The sequence below is a fragment of the Pelomonas baiyunensis genome (assembly GCF_043555935.1).
Taxonomy (GTDB): domain Bacteria; phylum Pseudomonadota; class Gammaproteobacteria; order Burkholderiales; family Burkholderiaceae_C; genus Pelomonas; species Pelomonas baiyunensis.
This window is the reverse complement of sequence record NZ_JBIGIB010000004.1, coordinates 454,444-481,410: the sequence shown is the minus strand read 5'-3', so window position 1 is coordinate 481,410 and position 26,967 is coordinate 454,444. Positions and strand designations below refer to the sequence as shown.

The window sequence follows — 26,967 nt, the reverse complement described above, 5'->3', positions numbered from 1 at the left end:
TCGCCTCTGGACTCGGACGCATGCCGGCGTCGAAGCGCCTGGGCCGAAGGGCTTTAGCGAGAGCCGACTTAAGACTCGGTCTTGCCGGTTGTGCCGGGTGGCCAAGGCATGCAGCCAAGCCACGATGCAAGAGATAGAAGCTCATCAGCGGTGTCCTGCGTGGTGAGCCAACTTCCGGGATTCAGTTCGAGCGACGGGTCAGTCAGCAACTGTCGGCGGCCGACGGCGTGCTGCAGCAGTGGCTCACTGAAGCCTGCCCCCAGCACATCAGCCACTGAGGCGCTTCGGCGCTCACGCACCCAATCGACGAGTGCGGTCAGTCCATCCGCTGGGGCGGAGCGCTTGGCCATGTCGTAGATCGTCTGCGCATACCAAGCGCGCTTGGGCCCCACCTGCTCGTCCGTGACGACGAAGTAGTCGACGTCCTTCTTGCGAAGCAGTGCAGCGCAAGCGTTGAACTTCACCAGGTGTTCCGGCACGAACTTCTTGGGCTTCACCTCAACGTAGGCGGTGGTGCCGTCGGCAAGGGTCAGGCCCAGGTCGGGAATGTGCCTTCTTTCCTTGTCCCCATTTATATAAGTCAGCGTGACGGGCTGATGCTGAATTTTCCTGACAGCATGCGCCATCAGCAGCACCTTGATCACATTGGCTTCAAGATCTGACTCATGATGAATGGGCGTGTCCTGGAACCAGTTCGCGTGAACTGCTCCCACCGTGCGTGCCGGTGACCTCGAAATGACTTGTCGCGCTGGTTTCATGCCCGGAGTCGGCAATATGAATCCACCCCGATCGAAACCGGGGGCTTGACGACGGGCACAGGGAGGTGGAAACTTCAGGTGCTACCCTTGATCGTTTCAACGATCCCTGAGCGCCGACTGTCGTGAGATTGGTCGGCGTTCTTGTTTACATGATGCGCTCCTTGACCTGCTCTGCGGAGATCACGCTGGGCTGCGCTTTGAGGCCGAGCGCTACTGCGATCTGGTGTGAACGCCCGCGTCGCGCTTGGCAGTGGCCGTTCAAGACTTGATAAACCGCGTTCACCGGGAACGCGTGGTTGCGCGCCCAATCGGCAACGGATTCGCCGCGCAAGAAGAAGTCTTCTCGAACTCGGCTTAGGTCGCTTGGTTGAATTTGCATTGTTGCAAAGGTATTTCGCGCTTGCTGATGAAATTTATCATCGTGTCGAAAAATACTCAAGCATGCGTCCGTTGGGATATTTTCTTATCGATACTAATATGCGAACGTATTCGCAAGCATTCTTTGAATGAGCTGCCGTTTGGCAGCGGCTAGCTGTTCAAGCTTTGGTCGTTTAAACCAATAATTCTGCTGTTTGTTGACGAGTGCGGCGCTGCGTCAGCAGGGGGTTTCAACCCGAGACTGAATCCGTGCAGCCTGAGAAGTGCGTACTACCCTTCTGTGCGTGCAACGAGAACGTGGCATGGCTCACGCCATGAGCCAGTTGAACATGAGACTTCCCCAACCGTTGACCTCTTGTCTAAACGGTTGGAGAGGCGAAATGCAAGACAACTCCGAATTCCATGCCCGGCTGACGTCCATCTTCTCGGACCTGACAACGAATTGCGCTGACTATCAAACGTGGGCCTTCGTTCGGCGCAAATTCGCCGCCGTGCTGGATCCTGGCTTGCCCATCGAGGAGCGGCGGCAGAGCTTGCTCGAGGCTGTGAGGGTCTTCCAGGACTCCGAAAAACTGGAACTGGCAAATGCCCTAGAGCACCACTTGTTGCTCAAGCTCAGCGAGACGACGCGTTGCCCCGCGGTGCAGTACCAACTCGCGCAGCTGCTGTTACGCCTGGACCATGTCCCACTGAAGCCCATCTCTCTGGGTGGCCGCGTTCTGTCGTATGAACTTGGCACCATTTCCACGACAGACGCCGAGCGTTACAGCCGACTCCCGCGAAAGGACGTGCTGCGCGGCGCCGGTGAGTCGTCGCCGATCTCATGCTGGATTCGCGGCCTGGCGTTTGCTGAGGGCTTGGCCGTCGATCGATCCGGTGCCATGGACGCGCAGCAGGCGATCGCAGGGCTGAGTTGCTTGGCGCAGGTGATCCTGAACCTGCACTGCATTGCCGACCGCGCTGAGGCCGACCAATTGGCAGAGCACATCTCCCGCACTGGTCCTGAGCTTTGGCACCGGTTGCAACGGAAACTTGTACAGGCACAGCAGGCGCGAGCGGAATTCCGGACGCGGGTGCACTCGTTTTCTGACGACATGTACGACATGCTCAAGCTGCGTCTTCGCTCGGAGTTGTACGAAGCCCAAGCCCGGCGTACGGCACGTGTTCCGGAGGTGCTTCCCCCAAAGGAGCCTGACCCCCAACCGGCTACTTCGAAGGGGATGTCAGCGCGGGTGGTTACTGAGCCCATTCCACCGGCGGCGTACAAGGAAGATCGTGAACAGCTCAAGCTGTATGAGGCGCTCACGACTCCGTTGGAGTTACGTTGCCTGCTTGGTGTGGATGACCTGTCACAGCGATTGGATCGTTTGCACGCAGAGTTCCCATGGGCACATCAGGCCATCGCGGAAGTGCGAACCGTGCTGGAGCCGCGCGCGCTGCTGGGTCGGCTCGACGTCAAGCTACCCCACCTGTTGCTGGCTGGGCCCCCAGGCGCTGGCAAATCGCGATTGGCGAGAAGGTTGGCAGCGCTGCTCAACCTGCCTTTCATCCCGATCAACGTGGGCGGATCAGCGGATGTGAAGATGATCGTTGGGACAGCTCGTGGCTGGGCCAGCGCCGCACCGTCGCCTTTGCTGGCGTCCATGCTCACGCATAAAACACCATCTGGGCTGGTGTTGCTGGACGAGCTGGACAAAGGTGCAAGCTCGTTCGATGGTGCGCGAATTGTCTCGGCTGTATTGGCCTTCCTTGAACCTGAGACCGCCCGGCAGTACCGTGACGGCTACCTTAATGCTGCGTGTGACCTGTCATGGCTGAGCTTTGTTGGCACGGTCAACGCCCTAAAGCTGCCTGAGGCGTTGCTGTCGAGATTCAGGATCGTGTACGTACCCTCGCCTGGGCCCGAGCACCGGCCCATCCTGGCCAAGACCATGGCTGCTGAACTCGCCGAGCAATGGGGCGTGTCACCCGACGTGTTCCCGCCTTTACCCGCTGAGCTTCTGGCGCGGGCTGGGACATCTGCGCGTGACATGCGACGTGCCATTGAGGACTACTTGGCCGATTGGCTGCGAGACACATTGCGGCCAAGTGCGCTTCATTGAAGAAGTGAACGGCCTAGATCGCAAGCGCAGAATCAGAGTCAAAGATCCGCGAGGTCCCGCCATGAAGGTAAGCGGTCGGCAGTTCACGACATCGCTCAAGCGAAGGCAAGACGGCACCCAGGAGGTGGTTCTGCCAGCGGCGGCGTGCGGGTGGCGGTTGGGCCAGCGCGTGTGGTTTCAGTTGGTCGCTGGCCGCATCGAAATAACGCCGGAGCCGCGAGGGCGTCGAGGTTCCAGCCGTTGCAGCCGTCGCATACGCAGGGGAAAGTTGAGCTCAGTGTGTTGCTAACCGGCTGACCAGTATCCTCCTGCGAGCAATTCCATGCGCAGGGATGCGAAGGTACTGTCTTGTAACGCGATGGATTTCGCAGCGACCCTCAAACTGTCACCCTGCTTTTGGCCAACTGGCGCCGTTCATAGACTCGTTAGCCGTTCAGCTACACATTCCACGGATCGCTGGCGCTGGGCGAAGAAGACGGCTGCAAGCCGACCGACTGCGGACGCAGTTCGAACGGCTGTCATTCCTTATTCGAAGACAGGCGTTCTTCGAGTGCATCACGCTCGGCTGCTAGCAATTCGCATTGCCAATTCAGCTTAGCGTGCTCAAAGCCAAGGAAGCCGGACGAAATCGCGTAGTTGCGAGAGAGTGAGTCGCGATTGAAGAGTGCCCCGTAGCGCATCGTGGCTCGTTTCGCCACCGTCGCCGAGTTGGAGAGCCCCGGAGCCGAGCCCCTTGACTCTGCGGCCGGGCGCTGGTGTAGGGGTTCGCTTGGATGGTGTGGTACCCGACCTGCGAGGGTCTGGCTACGAGTGGGATGGCAGCAAAAGTGCGATATGCCAACGCTTTTGGCATCGTGGACAGGTTCCTGCATGGCACGTCGTAGGCGCATCGGGCACGATGGCCTCGCCTTCGCAACGGGTTCCTGCCATGAAAACGCTCACCGTCAAATCCAAGCTCATTGGAACTTTTGCCTTGTTGATCGCCTTGGTCGCTTGCATCGCAGTGGTGGCAAGTCACCAATTGAGTGCTGAAAACGAGCGGTTTTCAGATTTCGTCAACGGAGTAGCCGCTCGATCCGAGCAGGTGCATCACATCCACGAAGCGGTCGGCGCTCGTGCCGTCGCGGCGCGGAACTTGGTGCTGACAACGACGCCCGCAGATGTCGCGCGAGAGAAGGAGGCCGTTGCTCAAGCTCAGAAAGAAGTTGACGAGCACTTGGCTAAGTTGCAACAACTCGCAGCTGCAAACGGCGTGTCATCTGATGTCCGTCAGAAGGTGAGCGAGATCGCCAAAATTGAGCGCAGCTATGCGCCCGTCGCTGCCGAGATCGTCAGATTGGCACTGGCAAATGAGGGCGCGGCTGCAATCGAAAAGATCAATCGGGAATGCAGGCCTCTGCTGGCCGCCTTGGTTCGCGCCACGCAGGACTACGCAGACTTCACTTCGAAGCGTTCCGCCAGATTGATCGAAGACGCCGAGGCTTCGCATGCGTCGCGGCGAATGTGGCTGATTGGCGTTTCAATGGCTGTCGTCCTGTGCATCGTGGCTGCAGCGCTGGCAATCACCAAAGCCATCACGGCCCCCTTGGAGTCTGCGATTCAGGTGGTCGAGCGTGTTGCCGCAGGCGACCTTTCCAGGGCGATTCCGTCAAACGCTTCGGACGAATTCGGCCAATTGCTCAAGTCGCTTGAATCGATGCAGGCGAATTTGGTGAAAGTAGTTGGAGAAGTCCGCCAAGGCGCGGAGATGGTGTCGACTGCAAGCTCAGAAATTGCGCAAGGCAACCAAGATCTGAGCTCCAGAACGGAAAACCAAGCCAGTGCGCTGGAGGAAACTGCCTCGTCGATGGAGCAGTTGGGGGCCACAGTTCGGCAGAATTCCGACAACGCCCAGCAAGCCAATCAACTCGCTCGCAATGCGAGCGGTATCGCTTCGCAGGGCCGGGAGGTGGTGGTGCAAGTGGTTGAGACCATGCAGGGCATCACCGACAGCTCACGGAAGATCGCCGACATCATCGGAGTGATCGACAGCATCGCTTTCCAGACCAACATTCTGGCCCTCAATGCTGCCGTCGAAGCTGCTCGCGCGGGGGAGCAGGGCCGTGGCTTTGCTGTTGTCGCGAGCGAAGTTCGCACGCTGGCCAGTCGGAGTGCCGCTGCGGCCAAGGAGATCAAGGAACTGATCTCTGAAAGCGTGGACCGCGTGGAACGCGGGAGTCAACTGGTCACCCAGGCCGGTGCAACGATGGGCGACGTGGTGACCAGCGTGGTTCGCGTCACTGACATCATGGGGGAGATCAGCACTGCAAGCGTTGAGCAAAGTTCAGGCGTCGGCCAAGTCGGTGCAGCCGTGATGCAGATGGACCAGGTCACTCAGCAGAATGCAGCCTTGGTGGAGCAAATGGCAGCAGCTGCATCGAGCCTGAGCAGCCAAGCGCGTAAATTGGTTGAGACCGTCAGTGTTTTCAAGCTCTGAGCCGACGCAGACTTCCTGGGCCATTCACGGCTGATTCAGGAGGCGCAGGCTGGAGCGCGCGCGTGGCGGACTCCCACCTGTCCACCACAGGAGAGTCTTCCCTGCAATACCCAAGGACCGGCGGGATGTGCGTGAATCGGCCGTTGCCGGTTGCCAACTAGGGCGACCTGAGTTGGCATATGCGATGGGGAAAGCAGAAAAAACTATTTCGTTGCGTTAGATTGCTGAATTTGCTTTTGCACTGGATCGGCCCTTGGCATCTTTTTTTGAAGCACATGCTGAATCCATAGTTTTTCAAGTTGGCCGGTTTTCTCTAAATTCGAAACACCAGAATTTATCAACTCGAGAAGATCTCCGCCACTGCTTAAATTGCGCGAAATCAGCATATGAAATTCAAGTGGCGCAACTCCTGGCACCGGATCGTGCCGAATATCACCCCCTGCGGGCGCGATCATGCCTAACCGGTCAATGCCAGCCATGACTTCAATTTGTTCGATGAACAAATCACACCGCCCCATGCGCAGCCTCTTAATGAGATTCGCATGACTCCCGCTTGCCTGGTCTACATCATCGTGGCCTAACCCGTACGGTTCGTAATTGAACCCGAATAGTCCACATACTCTGTAGTTTTTCAGGTCTGACAATCGATGGATCGGCATTCCATCGGGAAAGCGCTGCCTCAAATAAAAAATGTGACTGGATGTACGATAATATGACCTGCTGACTAGGTACTTCGATGTCCGATCCTGATTGAGGCTGGCTTGGAGTGCCATCTGATAGTTTTTCCCTCGCTCGACCTCTTGAAGGCACCGCCTCCACGGCAGGAGGTCAATTTTGTAAGGAATATCAGCGGTTTTGAGAATGTTTTTCAACACCTCGACAGAAAAGCCAGCGACATCTGTTTCGGCGTCGGCTTTTGAATGATCTTTTGTGACATAAATAAATGGAGGCCACCCGGGAGCGCCGTCACAGATCGCCAGCGAATCCTGGGAATACTTGGCGGGCGCGCTCCTGACATTCGCTAGGCGGGGGACGTGCTTGAGGTCATCGCTCGCCGCAACTTGTCCATGCTGGATGGGTGGCAATGCAGCAACGACGAACACTATCGCCGAGCGCAAACGCGAAGCGCTATCGAAACGGCTCGCGTGGAGGAGTCTCATGTGACGAGTGTGTCCGGAGGTCAACCGCCACACATTAAGCCCGCAACGCAATCCGGGTCATTTGTGCCAACACGAAGTCATCTCTTCACCAACACTTGTGAACTTGGTCACAAATCAATCGTTGGATGCAATTTGACTATCGGCATGATTGAGGAAATTGTCGGCGACAGATGGTCGGTAGCACGCAGCCCACATCTGTTGAGGCTTGCAGCGAACTGACCCGGCACGCTCGTTCAATACTGAACCACCTGGGAAGGCCACCTGAGGCTAGGTACTCAAATCGTAGTTGTCGCGCGCTAGTCAATCCAAATCGGGATTCCATCAAAGGGATGCGGCCCACGTGACTACCCGGCGCAGACAAAAAGAAAAGTCCCTGTGGCCACAGCCACAGGGACACAACCGGCGATGCCGGCCTGCTCAGGGAGGAAAAAGCAGGGGCTACACGAAAAGCCGAACGCAGTTTGCACTTGACGGCTTAATGCTTCCTGAAGGCCCACACTGACTCACTTCATGGACGTGCAACGCTCACCGCCAAACGACACGCGCCATGCTTGGCCGCTAACGGCAACGCGCGAAACGTCGCAGCGCGCAGGGCCTGGCAGCGTGAATACAGCCGCTACAGACATCCAGCCCCCAGTCAGTTAACCCACTCGGAGCGGAACCCTCTCCGTGGCGTTTGTCGGCACTGCTGCAAACCAGACTTCCACCAAAAAGCCCAGCTGATCGTGCACGGGTGCGGGAAGGATCAGACACCCGCCATGCGCCTGAGCCACCATGGAGGCAAGCCGCAGTCCCAGCCCCACGTCAGCGCTGGATTCAGGCAACTGAAGTGCGCGAGTGACCGCTATCCAGCGCTCCTGCGTGATTCCATGACCATCGTCCTGAACGCGAATGCACACCCGACTGGAATCTCTCCCGCCGTGGACACGAACATGGCGAGCACCGAACCGCACAGCGTTGTCTAGCAAGTTGACCAACGCGATGGTGGTGAGATCTGGGTCAGCCAGAAATTCCACATCGTCTTCGACGGTCACCGTCAGCCCTTCGACGGGAATCTCAGCCAGCAGTTCGGTGAGACGGCAAGGACGCAAATCCAAGGCCCAGTGCTCGCCTGCTCTAAACAGCGCCAGCAGGGACTGCACCACGCGGGTCAAGCGCGTGAGAGCGGCGCGCACCCGCTCGAGACGCCCCGGTTGCGCTTCCGGCGGTTCACGTTGCGCCAACGCCAGTTGCGCGTCCATGCCTGCCAACGGGGTTCTGAGTGAATGCGCGGCGCACGCGGAAAAGGCCCGTTCAGCCCTGACCTTTTGCGCAAGACTTCGACCCAGCGTGCGCACGGCTTCAGAGATGGCTTCCGTCTCCGCACGATCTCCCGGCTCCGGCTCGGTGGACGCCTCCAATGGGTCGTAGGACTCGATTTGTCGCGCGAGCTGCGCAAGTGGTCGCAAGCCACGATCCACTCGCTGGCGAAGCAGCAGAACCCACAAGAGGCTGACAGTCAGCGCTGCCAAGAGTACGGTGCCAACGGCCTCGTAGCGTGCCTCGTTTCGCTCCCGAGCCACTTGGGCGACGTAAAGCATCCTAGGCAGTGGTCCAGTCATGGGAATGCCATACACGCGCCACTGGCCGCTCTGGTCAAACAAGCCGCGGCGCGTCACGTCGCTCAGCGCTTGCGGAGGCGCCTTGTGCGACCGGCGAACCACCTGTCCCCGTCCATCAACGATCTGCCAAACAAACTTCTCTTCATGCGCCGGGGCCGGCAAGACCTCGGGAAGCGCGGCGCTGTTCTCCGCCAACTCAGGCGCGGTGGTCAACACCCCATACATCACCTCCGCCGCTTCCCGCAGCGCTTCGTCCAGCAGGTCATCCACCTCGTGGCGAACAGCCCAGGTCACGGTAAAGCCCAGCACCACCAGCCAGCAAAAAGCCACGACCGTGGTGAGCCGCACCAGTTCACGGCGCAGCGAAGGCAGGCGGTTCGGGCTCATCACTTCGGCACCCGGTAGCCCAGGCCACGGACGGTTTCGATGAGGTCGCGCCCCAGCTTGCGGCGCAGGTTGGACACGTGAACTTCCAGCACATTGCTGATGGCGTCGCCGTCAAACCCTTGCGACAGTGACTCCAGTTCAGTACGGGTCACCACCCGACCGGCACGCGAGGCCAGGGCTTCCAGCAGGCTCCATTCACGCGCTGTCAGCTCCACCGGCTGCTCGTTGCGCCAGACCGCACGGCCTGGCAAATCGACACTGATGCCACCTGGCAACGGCAACCGCGGTGCGCCGTGAGCCAACTGCCGGCGACGCACCGCGCGCAGCCGTGCCACCAATTCCTCCGGCGGGAACGGCTTCACAAGGTAGTCATCGGCGCCGCTGTCCAGTCCGTGGATGCGGTCCTGCAACTGGTCACGTGCGGTGAGAACGAAGATGGGCTGCGTCCGGCCCTGGGCGCGCAGCTGCCGCACCCAGTCCACTCCCGATCCGTCAGGCAGCTGCCAGTCCACCAGCAGCACGTCAAACGGCTCGCCAATCACGGCTCGTGCATCAGCCAAGCGCTGGAACCAATCCACCACGTGACCTTCCAGGCGTAAGAAGCCGGCCAGCGCATCGCCCAGCGTGATGTCATCTTCAAGAAGCAGCAGCCTCATACGGTCTCTCAGGGAGAAGGGCTCACGCTACCACCAGGGGCTCCTGGCATGGCGGCTACCTGGCGCAAGTCCAGGTCGGCCAACACGCGCGCCTCCGCGGCTCGCTGGCGAAAGCCAACACCCTCGTCCAAAGTCCACGCGAAGTCGAGATTCCAGAACGAGAGCCTGCCTGCAACCTCCGCGAACTGCACCCGGCCGGCGGCCAAGCTCAAGGGCTGGCGGATCTGGCCCGACCCCCAGCTGACGCTCATCTCATGGGCGCCCGGATTCAGGCGCAATCGCACCAAGCCACCGGGCACCAGCTGCGCAACAGGCTGGCCGTCCACCCGCAACTCCAAAGGCCGGGTGGCACCTGCGCGTTCCCGCCAATGCACGATCACCACGCCGCTGTCCCGCTCGGGTAGGAACTGCTGCACCTGTTGGGCCAGTGCCGGCGACACCGCAGGCTGCGCTGCACAGATGCGGTTGGGCTGATGCGTCTTGCGAAAGGTCAAACACGGCAGGCCTTCGACGTCGCGCACCGGCGGCAAGGTGCTGCCGCACGCCGCCACGCCCATCAGGCAAGCCAACACCAGCAAAAGGCGCTGGAGTCCGGATCGAACGCTAAGGTCAGTCATGTTCAAGGTCCCAAATTTGGTGGGCGTCGATCAGCAGCCGGGCTGCCCACCGCAGGGCCTCGGACTGGGCCTCCAGCGCCGCCTGGCTGTTCAGGCCTGACTGGCGCCGCGCCATCAACAGTGATTGCAAATCCGCCTCGCCCAACGTGTAGGCGCGCTGCACCAGCCGCGCGTTCTCGGCGGCAAGCGCAGCGGTCTGGCGCGCCAGCTGCCAGCGCTCGCGGCTGCCGGTGGCATCTGCCCAGGTTTCGCGCGCCTGCTGCTCCACCTCACGCCGCATCTGATCCAGCGCTGCATCGGCCATGTCAGCCTCCCGGGCCAGTTGAAGCGACCGCTGCTCCCGGTGCGTGCCGCCGATCGGCAGGGTCAGGCTCAAGCCCACCAGCCGCTCCTGCCCCCGCGCCTCGCTGGCGGTGAACACACCCACCACCGGGTCGGCCACCCGGTCGGCACGCGACCGGCTGGCCGCCAGGCGCACCCGCTCCGCTTCCGCCTGGCGCAGCTTGATCGCGTCTGCCTCCTCCAGCACACGGGCCAACCACGCCGCCTGCGTCCAGCCCGGCTCATCCACGTCGCCCAGCCGTGCATCGGCATTGGCCTCGGCCGCAAAACGCGTGCGAAGCCCAGCCTGCGCTTTGGTCAGCACCGTGCGCGATGCCACCAGCTCGCGCTGCGACTCGCCCACATCAGCGCGGGCCTGCTGTTCGTCCAGCACGGCCGCGTCACCCGCACGGCGTCGCTTCTGCACGGCGGCCAGGTTGGCCTCGGCCAGCGCAACCTGGCTGACCGCCAACGCCTCGCGCTGTCGAGCCGCCAGCACGCCCACCCACAGGTCGGCCAACGCGCGTGCGGACTCATGCCGCGCCTCGCCCAACTGAGCCCGGGCCACGTCTTGCTCAGCGCGGCCCAACTGGGCGTCCAGCGCCGCCTTGCCGGCGCTGCGCCACGGCCGCTCGACATGGGCCTGCCATTCGCGCGACGCTGCCGGCCCGTCCTGGAACTGGCGCCGCTGCGCCTGCAGGCGCAGGCTCCACTCCTGCGACCCCGCCGCCAGGGCCTGGGCCGCGTGACCTGCCGCGGCCGTGCCGTGGCGCGCCAGGGCCACGGTGGCGTCCTGCTCGATCCATTCGCCCGCCTGCACGGCCGGTGGCAACCAGCCCGGAAGTGGGGCGTGCTGTGCCAACGCGGCCCAAGGCTGCACCGCCAACACCAGCGCACTCACCCAACGCTTCATGCGAACTCTCCGTGATGCACCACCAAGGTCACCCAATGGCGTACGCCACCGCCGCGCAACGCCTGCTGCAGCTCTGCCATCAACCCCGGCAACTGGGCCTGCGGCAGCACCAACTGGATCAGGCAGGCCTCGCTGCAGCCGCTGACCTGCTCAGCCGCACTCAACCGGCCATGGGCAAACCCGTGGGCCTGGCCGGGCGCGCTCGTGAACACGCCCGCCTCAGCGCGGGCCAGGAGCAAGTCGATGGTTCGCTCCTCCAAGGCCCGCGGGCACAGCAGATGCAGACAACAGTCATTCATGGGCAATCTCCGGAGTGGCCAGGCCCGCAGGCGTAGGCCGGCCGTAGCGCAGGTACAGCGCCGGCAACAAGATCAGGGTCAAGGCTGTGGCCGTGATGAGCCCACCGATGACGACGATGGCCAGCGGGCGTTGGATTTCCGAACCGGGGCCCGTGGCCATAAGCAAGGGAATCAGCCCGAAAGCGGTGATGAAGGCCGTCATGAGCACCGGCCGCAGGCGGCGCTGGCACCCCTGCACCACGCACTGCACCAGGCTCAGTCCTTCGGCGTGCAGCTGGTTGAAGTAGCTGACCAGCACCACGCCGTTCAACACCGCAATGCCCAGCAGCGCGATGAAGCCCACCGACGCCGGCACCGACAGGTATTCCCCCGTGACCCACAGGCCCACGATGCCGCCCACCAGGGCGAACGGAATGTTGCTCAGCACCAGCAGGGACTGGCGCACGGACCCGAAGGTGGAGAACAGGATGATGAAGATGATGCCCAGCGCCAGCGGCACCACCAGGCCCAGACGGGCCGCTGCGCGCTGCTGGTTCTCGAACTGGCCACCCCAGCTGAGCCGGTAGCCGGTCGGCAACTTCACTTCGTCGCTCACCTTGCGGCGCGCGTCTTCCACAAAGCCCACCAGGTCGCGTCCTTCAACGTTGGCGATGACTACGCTGTAGCGGCTGCCCAGTTCGCGGTTGACTTGCACCGGGCCGCCGGTGCGCGACAAGGTGGCCACGCTGCGCAGCGGCACCGTGCGCCCGTCCGGCGTTGCAATCTGCAAGGCTTCGAACTCGGCCGGCGACAGCCGCACCGACTCCGGCCCGCGCAGCACGATGGGTGTGCGCCGCACGCCTTCGATCAACTGCCCGGCGCGCTGCCCCTCGACCTGCGCACGCAACGCGTCCTGCACCTCCTCCACGGTCAAGCCATGCTGGCCGGCGGCCAGCCGGTCAATGGCCACGCGCAGGTACTGCACCCCGTCGTTGCGCACGGTGTAGACGTCCTGGCTGCCAGGCACGGTCTTGACCACCGCTTCAATGCGCGCCGCCAGGTCGCTCAGCACCGTCAAGTCGGGGCCGAACACCTTCACGGCCAGGTCGCCCCGCACGCCCAGGATCATCTCGGACACGCGCATGTCGATGGGCTGCGTGAACGCATACCGGATGCCCGGCAGGCCGTCCAGCACCTCGCGGATTCGGGCGATGAGGGCGTCCTTGTCGGCCACCTGCCACTCCTTGCGGGGCTTCAGCACCAGGAAGGTGTCCGTCTGGTTCAAGCCCATCGGGTCCAGGCCGATTTCGTCGGCGCCCGCGCGTGCCACCATGCCCTGGATGTCCGGGATCTGGCTCAGCAGGGCCTGCTGAACTTTCAGGTCCAGCGCCGCGGATTCCTCCAGGCTGATGGACGGCAGCTTCTCGATGCCGACGATGAGGTCGCCCTCGTCCATGGTGGGCATGAAGGTCTTGCCGACCTGCAAGTACACAGCCCCCGCCAACACCAGCAGGCCTGCGGCAAAGGCGTACACCGCCTTTTCGCGCCGCAGCGCAAGCTGCAACAGCGGCGCGTACACGCGCTGCAGCTGGCGCACCAGCCACGGTTCCTCGTGCGACGGGTTGTGGATCAGGAAGCTGGCCACCACCGGGATCACCGTCAGCGACAGCACCAGCGAACCCGCCAGCGCGAACACGATGGTGAGCGCCACCGGCACGAAGAACTTGCCTTCCAGGTTTTGCAGCGTCAGCAGCGGCAGGAACACCGTCACGATGATGAGCACGCCCGCCGCCACGGGAGACGCCACCTCGCGCACGGCACGCAGCAGCACATGCAGGCGCGGCAGTCGGCCGGTACCCTGCGCGTGCGCCAGGTGCTGCACCACGTTTTCGACCACCACCACCGCCGCATCCACCAGCATGCCCAGCGCGATGGCCAGCCCCCCCAGGCTCATCAGGTTGGCCGACATGCCCCACAAGCGCATCGCGATGAAGGTCCACAAAGCCGCCAGCGGCAGCACGAGCGCCACAGTGACGGCCGCGCGCAAGTTGCCCAGGAAAGCCCCAAGCAACACCAGCACCAGCACCGTGGCCTCCAACAGAGCCTTGGACACCGTGCCGACCGCCTGGTCCACCAGCCGCGCGCGGTTGTAGAACGGCTTGATCGTGACGCCCTGCGGCAGCGTGGCCTGTAGCTCGCTGATCTTGCGCTCCACGCCTTCCACCACCTTGCGCGCATTCGCGCCGGCCAGCCCCAGCACCAGGCCCTCCACGGCTTCGCCCTTGCCGTCCTGAGTCACCACGCCGTAGCGCGTGAGGCTGCCCAGCCGCACTTGCGCCACATCACTGACGCGCACCGGCACACCTTGGCGCCGCAGCACCACGGTGGCGGCCACGTCCTCCGCCGAGCGCAGGTTGCCCTCGGCGCGCACCAGCAGCACTTCGTCGCCATCGCCCAGGCGGCCGGCGCCGTCGTTGCGGTTGTTCTGCTCGATGGCAGCCTTCAAAGCCGAGGTGGACAGCCCCAGGGCCGCCAGCCGGGCAAGATCTGGCACCACCTCGAAGGCTCGCACCTTGCCGCCCAGCGCGTTTACATCGGCCACGCCGGGCACGGTGCGCAAAGCCGGCCGGATCACCCAGTCCAGCAACGCGCGCCGCTCCTCCAACGTCATTGCCGGCGCTTCGACGGTGAACTGGAACATCTCGCCCAGCGGCGTCGTGATGGGCGCCATGCCCCCGCTCAATCCCGGCGGCAGGTCGGCCTGGATGCCCGCCAGTCGCTCCGCGACTTGCTGGCGGGCCCAGTAGATGTCCACGCCGTCTTCGAAGTCCACCGTCACGTCGACGATGCCGTACTTGGACACCGAGCGCAGCATCTTCTGCCGCGGAATGCCCAGCATCTCGACCTCGATCGGCGACGCAATGCGGGTCTCGACCTCTTCGGGTGTCATCCCCGGCGCTTTCAAGATGACCTTGACCTGGGTGCTGGACACATCGGGGAAGGCGTCAATGGGCAGATCCCGGAACGACCACCAGCCAAACCCGGCCAGCAAGACCGCACCGAGCAGGACAAACAGGCGCTGCGACAGCGCGAATTGCACAAGCCGCCCCAGCATCACTCGCCCCCGCCGTGGCCCAGCCACGCGGACTTGATCGCCACCACCGAGCGAACCGCCACCTCCTGCCCCGCCTGCAGGTTGCCGGAGACCTGCATCACACCTGCCGCTCCAGCACTCACCACCACCGGCACAGCGCTGAAGCCGCGGGCGGTGCGCACGAACACATGGGCCCGGCCCTCGTGGTGCACCACGGCCGCCTGCGGCAACGCCCAGCTGTTGCCGGCCGCGCGCGGCACGGCCACCTGCAGCACCTCACCCGGCCGCAGCAGGGCCGCGCCCCGCGTCACGCGCACGCGCAGCGTCTGGGTCTGGCCTTCGCTCACGAGCGGCCCCAGGGCTTGCGCCACGGCGGTCACGTCACGCCCCAACACGGTCACGGCCTGGCCGGGCGTCACAGGGCTTCCCACGGGCAGCTGCACCTCGAGCCACACCTCACGCGGGTTGGCGATCCGCACCAACGCGTCAGCCTCGCGAACGCGCTGCCCGGGCCGCACCTCCAGGGCCGTCACCCAACCCGCCATGCGTGCGGACACGGTCACACCGTCTTGCATACGCCCGCCGGCGGCCACGCGCTGGACGGCGTCATCCCCCAACCCGGCCAGGCGCAGCGCAGCCTCAGCCTGCCGCTGCCCCGCCAGGGCCGACCGATGGGCCGCATCGGCTTCCTGCACGCGACGCGCAGGCACGATGCCCTCGTCCAGCAAGCGGCGCTCGCGCTCCAGCGTTTGCTGCGCCAGTTGCAGCCGGCTGCCAGCCTCCATCAGGCGCAACTGCATTTCGCCCAGCGCCGGGCTGGCCAACCGCAACAGCGGCTGGCCGGGCTTCACGGTGTCTTGCGGGTTGACCAGCACCTGCGTCACCACACCGTCCACCGGAGCGCTGACCCAGGTGTCCAGCTCGGGCGGCAGCACCACCTTGGCCGGAGCCGGCGCCGCGACGGCGGGCACCGCTGCCACCAGCTTCTGCACACCAACACCCAACGCCTGCAGCTGGGCCGGCGCCATCACGAAATCCGCCGCGGGCGCGGCTGCGCCCACCACGCTGGCCCAGCCACTGAGCAATAGAGCGGGCCACAGGCGGCGCCGACGAGAAGACAACACAGGCGTACTCCCGGAGAGGTTGGTTCTGTCGCCCTGGGTTGCACCCCGGAGGCGGTGCACGGCGACAGGTGTTGCCAACAGTCTGGAAGCGCCCCCTTAAGCACGCCTGAAGTCAGAGAGGATTTCCACCCACGTGGGCGTTATGAACAGGGGGTTGGAAGCAGCTCACAGCCGGTCGGGGCATGCCCCCAGGCTCAACGTTCAGCGCCGGGGACGCAACGCGTAGCCGAACCCGCGAACTGCACAGATGCCAGCATCGGGCAACTTGCGGCGCAGTCGATGCACGTGCACATCGAGTGTGTTGCTCTCGAACTCTTGCCCCCAGGCGTGCACCGCAGCCTCCAGGGTCTCGCGAGAGACGGCCTGACCGGTGCGGTCCAACAGCGCCTGCAGGATGCGGCACTCCTTGGGCGTCAGGTGCACATCCTGTCCGCGGTAGCGCACGGTGCGGGAGACGGCATCCAGGCGCAAGGCCGGCGCGGCCATCAGCTGCGCCAGTCGCGACGCCAGCAGGTCCGCTTCGCCGGGCCACGCCAGCCGCACGGCATCGGCCGCGGCAGCGGTCGCCCCTGAACACGCATCGAGCAGCAGCAGCCCGCGCGGCGCGGGCGCTTCGGCCGCGACGCACACAGCCGCCCAGCATGCCGCCGTCGCCACCACCACGTCGCCCGCACGCACGGCGGGCGTGGTGCGCTCATCCCGTTGAACCGCCCAGCCGTTCGCCCGCGCAACCGCCAGCACGGCAGCAGCGGCATCGGGCGGCATTTCGTGCACAGCCAGCGTCAAACAGTTCCTTGAGCTCATCGGCATAGGGCGGCGAGCTTGGGGGCCGAGGCTGAAGCCCAGGTGAACTTGCGTGGCAACGCTTCGCCGACTGGAAACCCTGCCTCTGCGCTGACCCCGACTTCAGGCGCCCTTCAGGCTGGGGCGCCATCGTTCACATGAAACCAACCCATCAGCAACATTCCCTTACGTGCTTCATGTGGCCATTTCTGGTTCCTGAGAGTCTGTGGACATGCCGGAAATGATCACCACGCCCTCCACTGCCTCCCTCGGTCGCACCACCCGGCGAAGCCTGCGCGCGAGGGGCGAAGCCTGGATCAGCGCCGCCATCGGGATGACCGTGGCCGCGGCCTGGGTCGTGGTGCAGGTTGCGGGCCTGCAGGCGACCGACGACCTGGGCTATGCGCTCGGCATCGCTGGCGGTGTGGCCATGTTGTTACTGTTCGCGTACCCGCTTCGCAAGCGCGTGCGCGCGCTGCAACAGCTCGGGTCCGCCAAACCCTGGTTCGTCGTGCACATGGTGCTGGGCGTGGCCGGGCCGGTGCTGATCCTGCTGCATTCGGGCTTTCGCATCGGCTCACTGAACGCCGGGGTGGCCTTGTGGAGCATGCTCATCGTGGCCGGCAGCGGGGTGGTGGGCCGGTTCCTCTACCTGCTGACGCACCGCGGCCTGCATGGGGAGCGTGAAGAACTCGGCCGCCTGCTCCAAGGCCTGGGCCTGGCCGAAGCGCGGGGCGACTCGGTCTGGGGAGACACACCCACGGTGACCGCGCCCCTGCATCGGTTCGTGACCGACGCGCGTGACCTGGCCGCCCGTCCGGGCCACGACCTGCGGGGACATTTCACGGCATTTGTGGTGCTGCCCTGGCGCCAGCACCGGGAACTGCGCGAGGTGCGCAAGGCCCTGCGCGCCCTCACGCGCGCAGGCGACCGCACCCACACGCTGGCGGACCTGCGCGACGCCTACGCCGGCGCCCTGCGGGTGGCGCAGTTCGGCCGCGCCACGCGGCTGTTCGAGCTGTGGCATGTGCTGCACGTGCCCTTCGTGTACCTGATGGTGGTCTGCGCCGTGGTGCACATCGTGGCGGTCCACGTCTATTGAGGCCATGGACCGTGCAGCACGAACACCTCCCCGCGAATGCCGCCCATGACGCGCCCGCCTCATCCTCCGTGTCGGGTGACGCGCCTGTGCGCGTGGTGCCTGTGGCTGGTGGCCCTGCTGCTGGGCTGGGCGCCCACGGTCTGGGCGGCGGGCTCTATGGAGTCGGCCTTGTCACCGGGGGTGCTGACACAGGCCCACGCCAAATGGGACGACGCCTGCCGCAGCTGCCACACGCCGTTCGACCGCAAGGATCAAGACCGGCTGTGCGCCGACTGCCACAAGGACATCGGGCGCGACCTGGCGGGCCACACCGGCCTGCACGGGCGCATGAAGCCGGGGCAGAGCTGCCGCTCGTGCCACACCGAACACAAGGGGCGTGACATGAAGATCGCCCCGCTGGACACCAAAACGTTCGACCACGCGCAGACCGACTACGTGCTGCGCGGCAAGCACCGCGACACCGACTGCGCCAAGTGCCATGCTCCCGGCCGCAAATACAGCGCGGCCGCCCACGACTGCAACAGTTGTCACCGCAAGGATGACGTACACAAGGCGTCCCTCGGCGCCAAGTGCGACAGCTGCCACGATGAGCGCAGCTGGCGGGACACGCGGTTCGACCACAGCACCACCCGGTTCGCCTTGCTCGGCGCGCATGACGCGGTCAAGTGCGACAGCTGCCACCGCACCCGCGAATACAAGGACACGCCGCGCGACTGCATCGGCTGCCACCGCAAGGACGACAAGCACAAGGCGCAATTCGGCGAGAAGTGCGAGAGCTGCCACAGCGAGAAGCGCTGGCGCGACATCAGCTTCCGCCACGACGTGGACACCCGCTACCCCTTGCGCGACAAGCACCGCGAGGTGAAGTGCAGCAGCTGCCACACCGGCCACCTGTACCGCGACAAGCTGGAGACCGCCTGCGTCAGCTGCCACCGCAAGGACGACAAGCACAAGACCACCCTGGGCAGCGAGTGCAGCAGCTGCCACACCGAGCGTGGCTGGCGCGAGGTGCGGCGCTTTGATCACGACCGCACGGCCTTCCCGCTGCTGGGGCGGCACACCCGCGCGGTGTGCAAGGACTGTCACCAGAGCCTCGTCTACCGCGAGGCGCCCAGCACCTGCATCGGCTGCCACAAGAAGGATGACAAGCATCAGGCAACCCTGGGTGAACGCTGCGCCGACTGCCACATCGAGACCGACTGGAGCGCCCGTCGGTTCGACCATGCGCAAACCAAATTCCCGCTGCGGGGCGCGCACGCGCTGGCCACGCTCAAGTGCGACAGCTGCCACCGCGATCTGCGGAGTTACCGCGGCACTCCGACCGCCTGCATGGACTGCCATCGCAAGGACGACAAGCACGACGCGCAGCTGGGCGAGCGGTGCCAGTCGTGCCACGGCGAGGCGAGTTGGAAGGTGCCGCGCTACGACCACGGCCGCGCCCGCTTTGCGCTGACCGGCGCGCACCAAACCACCGCGTGCAAGGCCTGCCACGCCACGCCGCGCTTCCGCGATGCGCCTCGCACCTGCATCGGCTGCCACGCCAAAGACGACCAGCACAAGGCTCGGCTGGGCACGGCCTGCGAGTCTTGCCACGGCACCCGAACCTGGAAGGCCTGGCGCTTCGACCACGACCGCGAAACCCGCTACCCGCTGGTCGGGCGCCACATGGGCGCCCGCTGCGAAAGCTGCCACACCCAGCCCGCGCCGACGGGCAAGCGCGCTGCGCCCCTGACGACCGATTGCGTCAGCTGCCACGCCCGCGACGACGTGCATGAGCGGAGCTTCGGCCTTCGCTGTGATCAATGCCACCAGCCCAGCGGCTGGCGTGACCTCGACGCGCGGCGCAACCCGCGCCCTGCAGGAGCTCCGTCATGACGCGACACCCTGGACGTCTCCTGCGGGTCTGCTTGACCGCGTTGCTGCTGCTGGCCGCGCTGGTGGTGGGTCTGCGAATCGCCAGCCCGGCGCGGGCCGCCACCGGCGGCGTGGAGTTCGACCACCTGAAGACGGGCTTCGCCCTGACCGGCTCGCACCAGAACCAGCGCTGCGAAACCTGCCACCAGGCGGGCGTGTTCAAAGGCACGCCGCGGGATTGCGAGTCGTGCCACACCTCAGGCGCCCGCCTGGCCAAGACCAACGTCGTCAAGCCCGCCACCCACATCCCAACCACCCAGACCTGCGACAGCTGCCACGGCACCCGCAGCTTCGCCGGTGCGCGCATGGACCACAAGGGCATTGCTGCCGGCAGTTGCGCCACCTGCCACAACGGCGTCGTGAGCACCGGCAAACCAGCCGACCACCTGCCCACCACGGCCGCCTGCGACAGCTGCCACCGCACCTCCGCCTGGAAACCGGCCACCGGCTTCAACCACGCGGGCGTGGCCCCCGGCAGCTGCGCCAGCTGCCACAACGGCGTGAAGGCCACTGGCAAGTCCGCCAACCACACGCCGTTCACGGGGGTGGCTTCGCTGGCCAACCTGACCTGCGACAGCTGCCACAAAGCCGGCTTCACCGCCTGGACACCGGCCAAGCTGCATGCCAGCGCCACGGTGACCGACAGCTGCGCCACCTGCCACGCCGCCAACAAACCCAACACGGCCGTTCACGCGGGCCAAACCACCTGCGAGACCTGCCACAAGAGCACCACGGCCTGGTCCGGGGCCAAGGTCGATCACAGCAGCTTCACGGCCGCCACCAACTGCACCAGTTGCCACAACGGCAGCAGCGCCACGGGCAAGCCCTCGGCCCACATCCCCGTCGCCGCAACGAACTGCGTCACTTGCCACGCCACCACCGGCTGGAAGCCCACCAAGTGGAACCACACGCAGCTGCCCGTGACCGGGCAATGCGCCAGCTGTCACAGTGGTGCCTTCCCGCCAGCGGACGGCAAACCTGCGAACCACACGCCCTACACCAGTGTTTCGGCCCTCGCATCGCTTGGCTGCGACAGCTGCCACAAGGCCGGCTTCACCGCCTGGGCGCCGGCCAAGCTGCACGCCAGCGTCAACGTCACGGGCAGCTGCGCCACGTGCCACGCCGGCGCCAAGCCCAACACGACCGTCCACGCGGGCCAAACCGTCTGCGAAAGCTGCCACAAGAGCACCACCGCCTGGGCCGGCGCCAAGGTGGATCACAGCAGCTTCACCGCCGCCACCAACTGCACCAGCTGCCACAACGGCAGCGCCGCCACCGGCAAGCCGGCCGCGCACATTCCGGTGGCCGCCGCCAACTGCATCAGCTGCCACGCCACCACCGGCTGGAAGCCCACCAAGTGGAACCACACGCAACTGCCCGTGACCGGGCAATGCTCCAGCTGCCACAGTGGTGCCTTCCCGCCAGCGGACGGCAAGTCGGGCAACCACACGCCGTATCAGCTAGTGAGCACGCTGGCCAGCGCCAACTGCGACAGCTGCCACAAGGCCGGCTTCACGGCCTGGGCCCCTGCCAAGCTGCACGCCAGCGTGAATGTCACCGGCAGCTGTGCCACCTGTCACGCGGCCATCAAGCCCAACACGGCGGTCCATGCGGGCCAAACCGTCTGCGAAAACTGCCACAAGAGCACCTCCAGCTGGAACGCCGCCAAGGTGGATCACTCCGGCTTCACTGCGGCCACCAACTGCAGCAGCTGCCACAACGGCAGCGCCGCGACCGGCAAGCCGGCCGCGCACATTCCGGTGGGCGCCACCAACTGCATCAGCTGCCACGCCACCACCGGCTGGAAGCCCACCAAGTGGAACCACACGCAACTGCCGGTGACGGGCCAATGCGCCTCCTGCCACAGCGGCGCCTTCCCGCCGGCCGACGGCAAGTCAGCCAATCACACGCCGTATCAGCTGGTGAGCACGCTGGCCACCGCCAACTGCGACAGCTGCCACAAGGCGGGCTTCACCTCGTGGACGCCGGCCAAGCTGCACGCCAGCGTCACGGTGGTCAACAGCTGCGCCAGCTGCCATGCGGCCATCAAGCCCAATACGGCCGTTCACGCCGGCCAGACCACCTGCGAAAACTGCCACAAGAGCACCACCGCCTGGACGGGGGCCAAGGTGGACCACAGTGCCTTCACCGTGGCCACCAACTGCAGCAGCTGCCACAACGGCAGCGCCGCGACCGGCAAGCCGGCCGCGCACATTCCGGTGGGCGCCACCAACTGCATCAGCTGCCACGCCACCACCGGCTGGAAGCCCACCAAGTGGAACCACACGCAACTGCCGGTGACGGGCCAATGCGCCTCCTGCCACAGCGGCGCCTTCCCGCCGGCCGACGGCAAGTCAGCCAATCACACGCCGTATCAGCTGGTGAGCACGCTGGCCACCGCCAACTGCGACAGCTGCCACAAGGCGGGCTTCACCTCGTGGACGCCGGCCAAGCTGCACGCCAGTGTCACGGTGGTCAACAGCTGTGCCAGCTGCCATGCGGCCACCAAGCCCAACACGGCCGTTCACGCGGGCCAAACGGTCTGCGAGAACTGCCACCGCAGCACCACCACCTGGACGGGCGCCAAGGTGGACCACAGCACCTTCACCGTGGCCACCAACTGCAGCAGCTGTCATAACGGCAGCGCTGCCACCGGCAAGCCGGCGGCCCACATCCCCGTGGGCGCCACCAACTGCATCAGCTGCCACGTCACAACGGGCTGGAAGCCCACCAAGTGGAACCACACCCAGCTGCCCGTGGCCAACCAATGCGCCAGCTGCCACAACGGCGCTTACCCGCCGGCGGATGGCAAGTCGGCCAGCCACACGCCCTACCAATTGGTGCCCACGCTGGCCGCCGCCAACTGCGACAGCTGCCACAAGGCCGGCTACGCGGCCTGGACCCCCGCCAAGCTGCACGCCAGCGTGACGGTCACCACCAGTTGCTCGTCCTGCCACCTGGCCGTGCGGCCAACCAACGCGCTGCACATTGGGCAAACGGTCTGCGAAAGCTGCCACAAGAGCACCGCCACCTGGACCGGCGCGAAGGTGGACCACAGCACCTTCACCGTGGCCACCAACTGCGCCAGCTGCCACAACGGCAGCACCGCCACCGGCAAGCCGGCTGCGCACATGCCGGTGGGCACCACCAACTGCATCAGCTGCCACAACACCACCGGATGGAAACCTACCAAGTGGAACCACACGCAGTTGCCCGTGGTGGGTCAGTGCGGCACGTGCCACAGCGGCGCCTACCCACCGGCTGACGGACGCCCCGCGGGTCACATCCCGTACCAAACGCTCACGGGCGTCGTCATCGCCAACTGCGACAGCTGCCACAAGGCCGGATATGCCTCCTGGGCCGGCGGTCGCTTCCACGCCAACGTCACCGTCACGGGGCAATGCAAGACCTGCCACAACGGCAGCTTCACCTCGCAGGGCGCCACCGCCAAGCCGGCGAATCACATTCCTGAGGCGCAGCTGCTCAATGGCGCGGCGATGGAGTGCAACGCCTGCCACACGAGCGTGACCAGCTGGGTTCAAAAGATGAACCACAACGGCAGCCAGGGCAGTGGCGCCGGCTGGTGCAAGGCCTGCCACGCCTCGGGCACCAACTACCTCGGGTCCATGGAGCGCATGTCGCTGACCCACCGCACCAAGACCCCGGTGCCCACCGATTGCTCGACCTCCGGCTGCCACCGGCCGCTGGGCAACAAGGGCACGCCGTACACGAAATGGGACTGACCAGCATGCATCTTCATCGCCCGGGGCCAGGGGCCCCCACGCGCCGCCAAAACCGGGCACTGCCTGCGTTCACACTGGCTGTCCTTCTTGGCGTGGCCCAGGCTCCAGCCCACGCCCAGGTGCTCGACGACGTGGAAGCCCGCCGCGAAGGCGCCAACGCGGTGGTGACCGTGCGCTTTGCGGCGCCGGTGCAACTGGTGCGCACCGTCTCGGCCCGCAGCGGCGATCTCGCCCAGGTGTACTACGACGTGCTGGCCACAGGCGACGCCCCCAACCTCGTCACGAGCGAGCGCCGCGTGCCGCTGGCGCAGGGGGGCTTCCTGGTGCTGCTGACCGACGAAGCCGCGGGCACCACGGAGCGCAGCCGCAAGCTGGTGTTGCGGTTTGGCGCGGCCACCCAATTCACCGCCCGACCGGGTCAGAACAACCGCAGCATCGAACTGGTGCTGGCCAACCAGGCCGCGGCCTTGACCCCGGCGGCACCGAACCCATTGCCAGCACCGGTGGCCGCCGAGCCCGCGGCCCGCCCCTTGACCGACGCCGAGCGGGAGCGCTCACGCACCGCACTGGCGGCCGCCCGCCAACTCATCGACCAAGGCGAACACGGCCAGGCGCTGGAGCGGCTGGACGAGGTGCTGGCCCTGCCGCCCCACGAAGGTCGCATCGACGCGCTGGAGCTGCGCGCGACAGCCCGCTGGCGCCAGGGCGACCCCGACGGGGCCCGGGCCGACTACGAACGCTACCTGGTGCTCTACCCCCAAGGCCCCGGCGCCGCCCGCGCCCGCGAGGCCCTGCTGACCCTGGCGCCGCCCGCACCCTCGGTGGTGGAGGCAGCCATCCAGGCCGGCCGCGACCCAGCCCGGGCGGCGGCCACCACCACGTTGGCCGGCTCGTTGGCCGTCATGTACTACGGCGGTCAGTCCAAGGTGCGCACGCAAGAGTTCCAGGACTCGCCACTGGGCGGCCTGCCGCAGCTCGTCAACGACGCCACGCTCTCCGGCACCGACCAGCGCCAGCTGCTGAGCAGCGTGGACGTGAACTGGCGCCGCCGTGATGCCGACAGCGACCTGCGCCTCGTGCTGCGCGACACCAAGACCAACGACCTGATGCGGCCCGAAAAAAACCGCAACAAGCTCACCGCGCTGTACGTGGACTACAAGCTCACCGCCCCCGGCGCGCAACTGCGGCTGGGGCGGCAATCGCCCACCGGTGGCGGCGTGATGGGCCGCTTCGACGGCGTGCAGGCGGGCTACCGCTTCGCGCCCCGCTGGCGCGTGAACGCCGTGGCCGGCGCCCCGACCGACCCCTTGCTGGACACCAAACGCCGGTTCTGGGGCGTGTCGCTCGATGCCGATGAAATCGCCAAGGGCTTCGGCGGCAGCCTGTACTGGATCCAGCAGACCGTGGACGGCCAGTCCGACCGCCGTGGCGTGGGCGCTGAGCTGCGCATGCTCGCCGGCCCGTTCACCGCCCTGGGCTCGCTGGACTACGACCCCCAGCTCAAAGGCTGGAACATCGTCTCCACGCAGTCGACCTGGCAGGGCGCGGACAACACCATCGTCAACGTCCTGTACGACCGGCGCGCCACGCCCATGCTGATGCTGGGCAACGCCCTGTTCTTCCAGAACCCGGTGGCCCAGGTGCAGGCCCGCACGCTGTACGAGCTGCTGCTGACCCAAAGCCTGCCGATGCTGCGCCAGCAGGTGCGCGGCACCACCGCCTTCAGCACACAAGCCATGGTGAGCGTGAGCCGGCCGATCACGCCGCACTGGCAAGCCGGTGCCGATGTGCGCCTGACCAATGTGGGCGCCTTGCCCCCGGTGGCCGACATCCTGCCCAACGGTCAACCCGGCACCGGAAACGTCTGGAGCATGGGAGCGCAGCTGATCGGCACCAACCTCTACTCGGCCCGCGACACCCACGTCGTGCTGCTGACGCTGCTGCGCGGGCCGACCTACCACGGCGAACTGCTCTCCTACAACAACGCCTCCGCCGTGGGTGAGGGCTGGCTGCTGGAGCCTTCGCTGCGCCTGTACCAGCAAACGGAAGACAGCGGGCTGCGCACGCGGCGCTGGGCGCCGGGCCTGCGCGCCAGCAAGCGACTCATGACGCGCTGGGTGGCCGAGTCCGAATTGAGCATGGAGTTCAGCAACGCCAAGAGCGCCACGCGCAACGAAAGTTCGCACCGCACCTTCTACTACGCCGGGCTGCGCTATGACCTCTGATCGCGACTGCCTGATCCAGGCCCACAGCCTCAGCTGTGACCGTGGCGGGCGCCGCGTGCTGACGCTGCCGCAGCTGTCGCTGGCGCGCGGCGCGGGGCTGTGGCTGCGCGGGCGCAACGGCTCGGGCAAAACCACCCTGCTGCGCACGCTGGCTGGCTTGAGTGCACCCGCGGGCGGCACGCTGACACGGCATGACCGCGCCCAGTGGCTGTACGTGGGCCACACGCTGGCAATCAAAGACGAGCTGAGCGTGGCGGAAAACCTCGAATGCCTGGCCGAGCTGGGCGCACTGGACACCCGCCCGCGCGGCGTGCAGGGCGCCCTGGTGCGCTGGCAGCTGTGGGAGCGCCGCGACCAACCCGCCCGCCGGCTCTCCCAAGGCCTGCGCCGCCGCGTGAGCCTGGCACGCCTGGACCTCGCCGCAGGCCGCCATCTGTGGCTGCTGGATGAACCGTTCGATGCATTGGACGACGAGGGCCAGGCGCTGCTGACCGTGGCGTTGATGCGCCACCAGGTGCGGCGTGGAGGCTGGATTCTGAGCAGCCACCAGGGCCTGCCCGGCGAACTCCAGGGCGTGCAAACGCTGTGGCTGGATGCCAAGGGCACGGCATGAGCCACGTGATGACCGACACCCCCGCGCCGCCGGCGGCACCGCCAGTGAGCGGTGTTCTGCGCGCCACGCGAGCGGTTTGGCGCCGCGACTGGAGAACTGCGCAACGCCGCAAAGGCGAGGCCCTGTTGCCGCTGGGCTTCTTTCTGGTCAGTGGTGCCCTGCAGCCCTTGGGGCTGAACCCCGACCCGGGCCTGATGCGCCAGGTCGCCCCAGGCCTGATCTGGTCGGCAGCGCTGTTGGCAGCGCTGTTGCCCTTGCCCGGGCTGTTCGCCCAAGACCAGTCCGACGGCAGCCTGGACCAGATGTGCCTCGGGGCTGCGCCACTGTGGTTACTGGGGCTGGTGAAAGTGGCGGGCCACTGGTGCTGGGCCGGAGCCCCCCTGGTGCTGGCCGCCCCCCTGCTGGGGGTGCTGTACGGGCTGGACGGCGACGCCCTGCTGAGCCTGCTCGCCAGCTTGTTGCTGGGCACGCCCGTGCTCAGCCTGCTCGGGGCCGTGGGCGCCGCGCTCACCGTCGGGCTGCGCCAGGCCGCGGCACTGATTCTTCTGATCGTGCTGCCACTGGCGGTCCCCGTGCTGGTGTTCGGCACCAGCGCCGTGCAGGCCACGATGGCCGGCCAATCACCGTGGGCGCCACTCGGGCTCATTGCCGCCCAATTGCTGGTGATGGCCTGGCTCGCCCCTTTCCTGATTGCCAAGGCGCTGCGCCTGGCGTGTGAGTGA

General features: G+C 65.8%; 19 protein-coding genes. 8 read left to right on the top strand and 11 right to left on the bottom strand.

Annotated elements, in window-relative coordinates:
- Nucleotides 1–68: 68 nt before the first annotated feature.
- The gene (locus tag ACG01O_RS16280; protein ID WP_394386174.1) at nucleotides 69–644 is read right to left on the bottom strand and encodes a Tn7 transposase TnsA N-terminal domain-containing protein; all 576 of its coding nucleotides are present in this window, start codon (nucleotides 642–644) and stop codon (nucleotides 69–71) included.
- A 259-nt stretch (nucleotides 645–903) separates the two neighbouring features.
- Complete coding sequence (locus tag ACG01O_RS16275; RefSeq protein WP_394386172.1) at nucleotides 904–1,197, bottom strand: DNA-binding protein; 294 nt, start codon at nucleotides 1,195–1,197, stop codon at nucleotides 904–906.
- A gap of 319 nt (nucleotides 1,198–1,516) precedes the next feature.
- Here ACG01O_RS16275 and ACG01O_RS16270 point away from each other — a divergent pair, with 319 nt between their 5' ends.
- Nucleotides 1,517–3,238, top strand: coding sequence for an AAA family ATPase (locus ACG01O_RS16270; RefSeq protein WP_394386171.1), 1,722 nt, complete (start codon nucleotides 1,517–1,519; stop codon nucleotides 3,236–3,238).
- Between the two features lie 928 nt (nucleotides 3,239–4,166).
- Nucleotides 4,167–5,714 (top strand): methyl-accepting chemotaxis protein, encoded by a 1,548-nt coding sequence (locus tag ACG01O_RS16265; protein WP_394386169.1) that lies wholly within the window; start codon nucleotides 4,167–4,169, stop codon nucleotides 5,712–5,714.
- A gap of 203 nt (nucleotides 5,715–5,917) precedes the next feature.
- Here the strand turns inward: ACG01O_RS16265 and ACG01O_RS16260 are convergent, their stop codons facing one another.
- From ACG01O_RS16260 to ACG01O_RS16220, 9 genes are all read right to left on the bottom strand, one after another.
- Nucleotides 5,918–6,874: a substrate-binding periplasmic protein gene (locus tag ACG01O_RS16260; RefSeq protein WP_394386167.1), complete on the bottom strand. Its 957-nt coding sequence runs from the start codon at nucleotides 6,872–6,874 to the stop codon at nucleotides 5,918–5,920.
- Nucleotides 6,875–7,515: 641 nt separating this feature from the next.
- Nucleotides 7,516–8,862 carry a sensor histidine kinase gene (locus ACG01O_RS16255; protein ID WP_394386166.1) on the bottom strand — a complete coding sequence of 449 codons (1,347 nt, stop codon included), beginning with the start codon at nucleotides 8,860–8,862 and terminating at the stop codon, nucleotides 7,516–7,518.
- Complete coding sequence (locus ACG01O_RS16250) at nucleotides 8,862–9,518, bottom strand: response regulator transcription factor (protein WP_394386164.1); 657 nt, start codon at nucleotides 9,516–9,518, stop codon at nucleotides 8,862–8,864. The genes ACG01O_RS16255 and ACG01O_RS16250 overlap by 1 nt, the downstream gene beginning before the upstream one ends.
- A gap of 8 nt (nucleotides 9,519–9,526) precedes the next feature.
- Nucleotides 9,527–10,135, bottom strand: a complete 609-nt coding sequence (locus tag ACG01O_RS16245; RefSeq protein WP_394386162.1) for a hypothetical protein — start codon at nucleotides 10,133–10,135, stop codon at nucleotides 9,527–9,529.
- Nucleotides 10,128–11,369, bottom strand: a complete 1,242-nt coding sequence (locus ACG01O_RS16240) for a TolC family protein (protein ID WP_394386160.1) — start codon at nucleotides 11,367–11,369, stop codon at nucleotides 10,128–10,130. Before ACG01O_RS16240 ends, ACG01O_RS16245 begins: the two co-directional genes overlap by 8 nt.
- Entirely contained in the window at nucleotides 11,366–11,668 is a 303-nt protein-coding gene (locus tag ACG01O_RS16235; protein ID WP_394386158.1) for a DUF3240 family protein, read from the bottom strand. The genes ACG01O_RS16240 and ACG01O_RS16235 overlap by 4 nt, the downstream gene beginning before the upstream one ends.
- Nucleotides 11,661–14,762 (bottom strand): efflux RND transporter permease subunit, encoded by a 3,102-nt coding sequence (locus tag ACG01O_RS16230; protein ID WP_394386156.1) that lies wholly within the window; start codon nucleotides 14,760–14,762, stop codon nucleotides 11,661–11,663. Before ACG01O_RS16230 ends, ACG01O_RS16235 begins: the two co-directional genes overlap by 8 nt.
- Entirely contained in the window at nucleotides 14,762–15,865 is a 1,104-nt protein-coding gene (locus tag ACG01O_RS16225) for an efflux RND transporter periplasmic adaptor subunit (RefSeq protein ID WP_394386154.1), read from the bottom strand. The genes ACG01O_RS16230 and ACG01O_RS16225 overlap by 1 nt, the downstream gene beginning before the upstream one ends.
- A gap of 201 nt (nucleotides 15,866–16,066) precedes the next feature.
- Nucleotides 16,067–16,630: a winged helix-turn-helix domain-containing protein gene (locus tag ACG01O_RS16220; RefSeq protein WP_394386152.1), complete on the bottom strand. Its 564-nt coding sequence runs from the start codon at nucleotides 16,628–16,630 to the stop codon at nucleotides 16,067–16,069.
- Nucleotides 16,631–16,889: 259 nt separating this feature from the next.
- Between ACG01O_RS16220 and ACG01O_RS16215 the strand changes: the two genes are divergently transcribed.
- From ACG01O_RS16215 to ccmB, 6 genes are all read left to right on the top strand, one after another.
- A complete protein-coding gene (locus ACG01O_RS16215; RefSeq protein WP_394386150.1) occupies nucleotides 16,890–17,750 on the top strand; it encodes a hypothetical protein in 861 nt (286 codons plus the stop codon).
- A gap of 45 nt (nucleotides 17,751–17,795) precedes the next feature.
- Entirely contained in the window at nucleotides 17,796–19,625 is a 1,830-nt protein-coding gene (locus ACG01O_RS16210) for a cytochrome C (protein ID WP_394386148.1), read from the top strand.
- Nucleotides 19,622–23,407: a cytochrome c3 family protein gene (locus tag ACG01O_RS16205; protein ID WP_394386146.1), complete on the top strand. Its 3,786-nt coding sequence runs from the start codon at nucleotides 19,622–19,624 to the stop codon at nucleotides 23,405–23,407. Before ACG01O_RS16210 ends, ACG01O_RS16205 begins: the two co-directional genes overlap by 4 nt.
- 92 nt (nucleotides 23,408–23,499) lie before the next feature.
- Complete coding sequence (locus ACG01O_RS16200; protein ID WP_394386144.1) at nucleotides 23,500–25,632, top strand: tetratricopeptide repeat protein; 2,133 nt, start codon at nucleotides 23,500–23,502, stop codon at nucleotides 25,630–25,632.
- Nucleotides 25,622–26,245: a heme ABC exporter ATP-binding protein CcmA gene (ccmA, locus tag ACG01O_RS16195; protein ID WP_394386142.1), complete on the top strand. Its 624-nt coding sequence runs from the start codon at nucleotides 25,622–25,624 to the stop codon at nucleotides 26,243–26,245. The genes ACG01O_RS16200 and ccmA overlap by 11 nt, the downstream gene beginning before the upstream one ends.
- Before the next feature lie 8 nt (nucleotides 26,246–26,253).
- Nucleotides 26,254–26,967 (top strand): heme exporter protein CcmB, encoded by a 714-nt coding sequence (ccmB, locus tag ACG01O_RS16190; RefSeq protein ID WP_394386140.1) that lies wholly within the window; start codon nucleotides 26,254–26,256, stop codon nucleotides 26,965–26,967.